This window comes from Paraburkholderia sp. JHI2823, assembly GCF_038900695.1.
Classification (GTDB): domain Bacteria; phylum Pseudomonadota; class Gammaproteobacteria; order Burkholderiales; family Burkholderiaceae; genus Paraburkholderia; species Paraburkholderia mimosarum.
Genome location: NZ_JAYMRY010000346.1, coordinates 1 through 392, shown reverse-complemented (window position 1 = coordinate 392; position 392 = coordinate 1). Strand labels below are relative to the sequence as shown.

General features: G+C 59.4%; 1 protein-coding gene. It reads right to left on the bottom strand.

Going from position 1 to position 392, the window contains the following annotated elements; translation table 11 throughout:
- Positions 1 to 392: PAS domain S-box protein (locus VSR34_RS38930; RefSeq protein ID WP_342965303.1), on the bottom strand; the 392-nt coding region annotated here is incomplete at both ends.

The following is a 392-nucleotide window of genomic DNA, read 5'->3' as shown; positions in this document are numbered from 1 at the left end:
TGTGTGCTCGAGGAGCTGTAAATGAAGCGTATGATCCGGATCCTCCGGTATGTCGATCATCTGCCGAGATTCCAGCACGGCGCGGTACTTCAGCGCGTAGAATTTGGCCTCATCTGCTGGAAACTGGTCGTGGACAGAGCGGCCGAGGAGTTCCTCGCGGCGGTAGCCGAGCAGTTGCTCCGCCGCCTTGTTGAAGCGCACGAAACGCAAGGTCGCGGCCTCCTTGACGAAGACCATGTCCGGAATATTCTCGATGATGCTGTCCAGAAAGTTCTCGCTTTCCCGAACGGCATCTTCGGCGTGCTGACGTTCGGCGATTTCGGCCGCCTGACCCGCTAGCGCTGTACTGAGTTCTGCCGTACGCTGGGCGACGCGTGCCTCCAGTCCAGCAT